This is a genomic window from Mesorhizobium sp. M7A.F.Ca.CA.003.01.2.1, assembly GCF_003998945.1.
Lineage (GTDB): Bacteria > Pseudomonadota > Alphaproteobacteria > Rhizobiales > Rhizobiaceae > Mesorhizobium > Mesorhizobium ciceri.
On the sequence record NZ_RZRA01000302.1, the window covers coordinates 1 to 5,648 of the forward strand.

General features: G+C 63.8%; 7 protein-coding genes. 4 read left to right on the plus strand and 3 right to left on the minus strand.

The window, feature by feature from the left end; genetic code table 11:
- The first annotated feature begins 476 nt into the window (after nucleotides 1–476).
- Nucleotides 477–779 carry a DUF1236 domain-containing protein gene (locus tag EN969_RS14260; protein WP_013530629.1) on the plus strand — a complete coding sequence of 101 codons (303 nt, stop codon included), beginning with the start codon at nucleotides 477–479 and terminating at the stop codon, nucleotides 777–779.
- An 83-nt stretch (nucleotides 780–862) separates the two neighbouring features.
- On the opposite strand, the gene yghU is transcribed toward EN969_RS14260, so the two are convergent.
- A complete protein-coding gene (yghU, locus tag EN969_RS14265; protein WP_013530630.1) occupies nucleotides 863–1,729 on the minus strand; it encodes a glutathione-dependent disulfide-bond oxidoreductase in 867 nt (288 codons plus the stop codon).
- Nucleotides 1,730–1,924: 195 nt separating this feature from the next.
- Between yghU and EN969_RS14270 the strand changes: the two genes are divergently transcribed.
- Together EN969_RS14270 and EN969_RS14275 are read left to right on the plus strand one after the other, a co-directional pair.
- On the plus strand, nucleotides 1,925–2,830 hold the full coding sequence (locus tag EN969_RS14270) for a S1C family serine protease (RefSeq protein WP_024501724.1): 906 nt from the start codon (nucleotides 1,925–1,927) through the stop codon (nucleotides 2,828–2,830).
- A gap of 15 nt (nucleotides 2,831–2,845) precedes the next feature.
- Nucleotides 2,846–3,820: a LysR family transcriptional regulator gene (locus EN969_RS14275; RefSeq protein WP_063168624.1), complete on the plus strand. Its 975-nt coding sequence runs from the start codon at nucleotides 2,846–2,848 to the stop codon at nucleotides 3,818–3,820.
- A 16-nt stretch (nucleotides 3,821–3,836) separates the two neighbouring features.
- On the opposite strand, the gene EN969_RS14280 is transcribed toward EN969_RS14275, so the two are convergent.
- Both EN969_RS14280 and EN969_RS14285 read right to left on the minus strand, forming a co-directional pair.
- Nucleotides 3,837–4,565, minus strand: a complete 729-nt coding sequence (locus EN969_RS14280; RefSeq protein WP_024501722.1) for an SDR family oxidoreductase — start codon at nucleotides 4,563–4,565, stop codon at nucleotides 3,837–3,839.
- A 129-nt stretch (nucleotides 4,566–4,694) separates the two neighbouring features.
- Nucleotides 4,695–5,156: a MarR family winged helix-turn-helix transcriptional regulator gene (locus EN969_RS14285; RefSeq protein WP_127419196.1), complete on the minus strand. Its 462-nt coding sequence runs from the start codon at nucleotides 5,154–5,156 to the stop codon at nucleotides 4,695–4,697.
- Between the two features lie 65 nt (nucleotides 5,157–5,221).
- On the opposite strand from EN969_RS14285, the gene EN969_RS14290 reads away from it, so the two are divergent.
- Nucleotides 5,222–5,648, plus strand: a 427-nt coding sequence (locus EN969_RS14290) for a cupin domain-containing protein (RefSeq protein ID WP_164758252.1), incomplete at its 3' end; no start/stop codon positions are given.

Sequence of the window (5,648 nt, forward strand, 5' to 3'; positions counted from 1 at the left end):
CTTCTGAGCATATCCCTGCTGGAGATTTCGGCCAGCGTTATCATGGGAACAGGATGCATGCGCGACCGCTCCGCATTGTGCTCAGGCCGACAGGTTGGGAACAAGTGCTGATGCTTCGCGTTCTCTGGCAGTGCCGATGAGGTTGCCGCCTCCATCGGTGCCGTTATGGCTCGCTCTGCTCCCGGCGGGGCGAGCCCTTTTCGTGCTGGAGCCTTTCAAATCGTCCAGATGAAGAGGCGGATGCGCGGCCGATTTGGCGCACTGGTGCTCAGATTGAATTTTTTCCCTTTAAATATCCGTACATATCTGTGCAAGTTTTCAAACTCTTGAATGCTGTCTGCCGAATGTTTGATCAGCAACCAATCAATATCCAGGCTGCAATCGTAATATCTTCAATTCTGAAGTTACGATGGAACCGCATGGCAGCGGTGGAGTTTTTATGGAGGGCGGAATTCAGTTATCACTAGGAGATGGCCATGAGACTTTATCTTACGAGCGCGGCGACCGCCGTCGTCCTGATGGGCGGGATTGGTGCGGCGCTGGCGGAAAACGTCGTCGTCGTCCAGCCGGAGCAGGAGACAGTCGTTCGCGAATACATCAAGAGAGAACCGCTTGCCTCGGTGAACCTTCTGGGCGTCGAGCTCAAGCTCGGCTCGTCGGTGCCGGATACGGTCGAACTGCGTGAGGTGCCCGACGTCAAATACCGCGTCGCGGTGATCAACGACCAGACGGTCCTCGTCGATCCGGAGACCCGCCAGATTGTTGAAGTGCTGCACTAGGGATTCCGCAGTACTGGACCTTGGGAAAAACCCGCCCCGACGTCGCGTCGGGGCGGGTTTCCTTTGCCGCGACCCGCGATGGCCTATTCGGCGGCCAGTCTATCCTGCGTCTTGGTCTCGAAATCGCTGGCGTCGTGGCGTTCATGCAGTTGCATGGCAGGCTCACCGAAGGCGCGGTTGACCATGCGCCCGCGCTTGACCGCCGGGCGGGCGTCGATGGCCTTCGCCCAACGCTGCACATGCTTGTACTCGTGCACCGACAGGAACTCGCCGGAATCATTGTACATGCGGCCGAGTGCCAGCCCGCCATACCAGGGCCACACCGCCATGTCGGCGATGGAATAGTCCTTGCCGCCGAGATATTCAGTCTCGGCCAACCGGCGGTCGAGCACGTCCATCTGACGCTTCACCTCCATCGAGAAGCGATCGATGGCATATTCGAACTTTTCCGGCGCATAGGCGTAGAAGTGGCCGAAGCCGCCGCCCAGATACGGCGCCGAGCCCATCTGCCAGAACAGCCAGGACAGCACCTCGGCGCGGGCCGGCTGTTCGGTCGGAAGGAATTCGCCAAACTTTTCGGCGAGATAGACCAGGATCGAGCCGGATTCGAAGATGCGCACCGGTGTGGTGCCACTGTGGTCCATCAGGGCCGGAATCTTGGAGTTTGGATTGACCTCGACGAAGCCGCTGCCGAACTGGTCGCCATCGTTGATCCGGATCAGCCAGGCATCGTATTCGGCACCCTTGTGGCCGCGCGCCAGAAGCTCTTCCAGCATGACGGTGACCTTGACGCCGTTCGGCGTCGCCAGCGAATAGAGCTGCAACGGATGCTTGCCGACAGGCAGTTCCTTGTCATGCGTCGGCCCGGCGATCGGCCGGTTGATGCTGGCAAAGGCTCCGCCGCTCGGCTTGTTCCAGGTCCATACTTTCGGCGGTGTGTAGTCGGTCATTTCGTGGCCTCGTGTCGGGGAAGGATGGCAGGTCGCCATTAACTAGGGCTGCGGATGTGTAAGTTCAACTTGCGTTGAACTATTATCGATGCCCGCAGTGCCAACATCGGCAATTGGGCTCTTCCTTACCCTTGCGCCTTCTCCTGCGTGGCATACCTATAGAAGATGTCGCCAAAGCCCACCCAGGACAAAAGCATGACCATCAATCCCAATCTGCGCTCGGTCGTGGCCGTGCGGGCCACTGTTCCCGAAGATGCCTTTACGGCCGGGGCGCTCGGCACGCTCAGGGAAGGCAGCGGCGTCGTCATTCGCAATGACGGGCTGGTGCTGACCATCGGCTATCTCATCACCGAAGCGGAAGAGGTCTGGCTGACCAGCCATGACGGCCGCGTCATCCCCGCGCACGCGCTGGCCTATGACCAGGAATCGGGCTTCGGCCTGGTGCAGGCGCTGGCGCCGCTCGGCCTGCCGGCGGTGGCGCTGGGCGATGCCGGCAAGGCCAGGATCGGCGACGCCGTGGTGCTGGCCGACGGCATCGGCCAGTCGGTGCAGGCCAGGATCGTCACCAAGCAGGAATTCGCCGGCTATTGGGAGTATCTGCTCGACGAGGCGATCTTCATTGCGCCGGCGCACCCGTCCTGGGGCGGTGCCGGGCTGTTCGGCGCCGATGGCTCGCTGCTCGGCATCGGTTCGCTGCGCCTGCAGATGAGCCGCAATGGCGAGGTCGCCGATATCAACATGGTGGTGCCGATCGATCTGTTGCCGCCCATACTCGACGATCTCCTGACGCGCGGCCAGGTGGCCAAGCCGCCGCGTCCATGGCTCGGCGCCCTGTCGGCCGAAAGCGATGGCAGAGTGGTGGTGATGAGCGTGACCGAAGGCGGTCCGGCGGCCAAGGCTGGCCTGCGCCAGGGCGACATCATCTCGGACATCCGCGACGGCGCGGTCGATGGACTCGCCGATTTCTATCGCAAGCTGTGGGAGAGCGGCTCGGCCGGTGCCGAGATTCCGATGCGGGTGCTGCGCGACGGCCGCGAAACCTGGCTGCGCGTCAAGTCCGCCGACCGCGGCAGTTTTCTGAAGAAACCGCAGCTGCAATAGCGCGTCAGCCACACGATGCATCCAAGACTGCTCAAAACCTTCCTTGCGGTGGCGCGGAGCCGCAACATCACGCGCGCCGCAGAAGTGGTCCACCTCGCGCAATCGAGCGTCAGCGACCAGATCCTGGCGCTCGAGGCCGAGCTTGGCGCTGCCCTGTTCACGCGCGCGAAGTCCGGTCTCGAGCTGACGCCGGCAGGCCTAGCGCTGCAGCCGATCGCCGAGGATTTGTTGCGGCTCGACGGCGAGGCGCGCGCGGCCGTGCAGGCAGCGGCAGGTTCGACAAGCGGGCACCTGACCATCGGCGCGCTGGAGACGATCGCGTCGGCCAGGCTGGCGCCTTGGCTGCCCGGGTTCCAGGCCGGCCATCCCGACATCACCGTGCGGATGAAGGTGGCGGGCAGCGGCGCGCTGCTGCGCCAATTGGAGGATGGCGACATCGATGTCGCGTTCTGCTTCGACCGCCGTGATTTCGCGAAGGGCGCGTCGGATAAACACTTCGCCAGGCGCACGATAGCAGCCGAACCGCTGGTGCTGGTCGCGGCTCCGGGGCAGGGCAGCGTGCCAGGCGACCTTGCCGCGCTTGGCGAACTGCAGTTCGTGGCAACGGAGCCCGGATGTATCTACCGACACATGTTCGACACGGCCTTTGCCGAGGCGGGCGCTGCCGCACCCAGACTTGCCAACGAGGTCGGCAGCATCGGCGCCATTGCGCGGCTGGTGGCGGCCGGCGCGGGGCTCGCCCTCGTTCCACGCCTGGCCGTCCCGGATGCGCTCGCACGCGGCGACATCGTCGAAATGCGATGGCCCGGCCAGATGCGGACGGCGCCGCTGGTGATGATCTGGCGCCGCCGGCGCGTCCAGCTGCCGGCGCTTAAGCAATTGCTCACTGCCGCGCGCGACACGCTGGTGCCGGCCCTGCAGCCCGCCAAGGCTGGTTCAGGACTTGAATCGTCGAACCGCTCCAAGGCCTTGTTTGCAAACAACTCCTGACGGAAGCAGCGGCGGTTCAGATCAGGCGGTGGCCGCCCTCGACATGCAGCGTCGTTCCCGTGGTAAAGCCATTGCCGATCAGGAAGGCGATGGCGTCGGCGATATCATCGGGTTGGCCAATCCGCCCGACCGGCAGCCGCTTGGCCATCGCGGCTAACGTCTCGTCCTTCCTGTCGCCGGCCACTTGCGCCCAGATCGTGGTGTCGACCCAGCCGGGTGACACGGCATTGACGCGGATCGGCGCCAACTCGACCGCCAGCGCCCGCACGAGGCCTTCGAGCGCTGCGTTGACAGCAGCAACGACGGAGCCGCGTGCGGCTGGGCGATAGGCGGCGATACCGGAGACGAAGGTCATGGAGCCGGATGCTGCCAGCCGCGGCGCACCGTGCTTGGCGAGCAGCAGCGGGCCATACAGCTTGCTCTCCACCACCTTTTGCGCCGCCATCAGGTCAAGCTCCGGCAGCAGCCGGTAGGCGCCTTCGATGTCGGCTGCGGTGCAGACGATGTGGTCGAGTCCGCCAATCGCTGCGAACAGCGCCGAGACCTGGTCTTCGCGCGCGATGTCGACGACGGCCGTCTCCAGCCCGGCGGGATTGCCGAGCGCCTCGCGCGCCTGCCGCAGCCGGTCTTGGCCGCGCCCGGCGATGATCACCTTGGCTCCGGCCTCGATGCAGCGCCTGGCCAGCGCCAGGCCCATGCCGGAGCCGCCGCCGACGATCAGGATTTTCTGTTTCGAAATGCTCATTTCGCTCTGCCTTTGCTTGGATGGACAAGGGCAGGAATTGGCAGTTCGGCGCGACAGAAGGAAACGGAAGAAACCGATAGTGCCATCGGAAAGGCCGATGGAGCAGGGCGGACGGGCGCCGTCTCTGGCTCAGCGCACCAGCGGACTTTCCCAGACGACAAACAGCAGAGCTTTCAGCTGGGCAAAGCGCTCCGGCCCAAGTTCGGTGCGCCATTCCTCCTCGATGTCGCGCAGGATATCGACCATTTTCCAGAACGCGGCATGACCGCGTTCCGTGGATCGCACCACGCGCGCACCGCCATCGCCGGGAATGTCGGAGCGGACGAGGTAGCCGTACCCTTCGAGACTGCTGAGCAGCTGGTTGATGGCCTGTTTGCTCATGCCGGCACGCTCGGCGATGGTGCCGGGCCGCGCGCCGTCCGGTCCGGGAAACTGCAACACCGCCATATGCGGCAGGCGCAATTCGTCGAAACCGGCGGCGTTGAGCTCCTTGATCAGCCGCCGCTGGATCGCTTGTGCCGGCACGCGCAGCAGGGCGCCGATCAGCAGGGTCTCGGTCTTGGTCTGTAGAACTTCCGTTGAGGTGGGCATTGACGATCCGGTAAATTGAGTTTACTGATAGCGAGTAAATGTAATTTACCGGAGGGCTTTGCGCAATGTCGGTCATGAATCTTCAGGTCAATCCAGCCAATGAGACCGGCGACAAGGGGCTGTCGATTCGCTTCCTGGTGACGGGCGACAGTTCGAACGGCAGCATCGCCGCCTTTGAGTTGAGGGTTGCCAGCGGACTGCGCCTGCTGGCGCCGGCGCACAGCCATGATCACTACGAAGAGACGATCTACGGCATTGAAGGGGTGCTGACCTGGACCGTCGACGGCAAGCCGATCGAGGTCGGACCGGGAGAAGCGCTGTGCATCCCGCGCGGCGCAGTCCATCGCTTCGACAACAATGGCAGCGCGGATGCGAAAGCGCTGTGCGTCGTCACACCAGCGGCGATCGGTCCGGACTATTTCCGTGAGATATTCGCCATGTTCCACGCCGCCGCCGGCGGTCCGCCGGACAAGGCTGGGATGATGGATATCA

Bases quoted from the DNA above. Each gene is read 5' to 3' on its own strand.
- EN969_RS14280 (WP_024501722.1), bottom strand. From the start codon at position 4,565: ATGAGCATTTCGAAACAGAAAATCCTGATCGTCGGCGGCGGCTCCGGC.
- EN969_RS14270 (WP_024501724.1), top strand. From the start codon at position 1,925: ATGACCATCAATCCCAATCTGCGCTCGGTCGTGGCCGTGCGGGCCACT.
- EN969_RS14275 (WP_063168624.1), top strand. From the start codon at position 2,846: ATGCATCCAAGACTGCTCAAAACCTTCCTTGCGGTGGCGCGGAGCCGC.
- EN969_RS14260 (WP_013530629.1), top strand. From the start codon at position 477: ATGAGACTTTATCTTACGAGCGCGGCGACCGCCGTCGTCCTGATGGGC.
- EN969_RS14285 (WP_127419196.1), bottom strand. From the start codon at position 5,156: ATGCCCACCTCAACGGAAGTTCTACAGACCAAGACCGAGACCCTGCTG.
- yghU (WP_013530630.1), bottom strand. From the start codon at position 1,729: ATGACCGACTACACACCGCCGAAAGTATGGACCTGGAACAAGCCGAGC.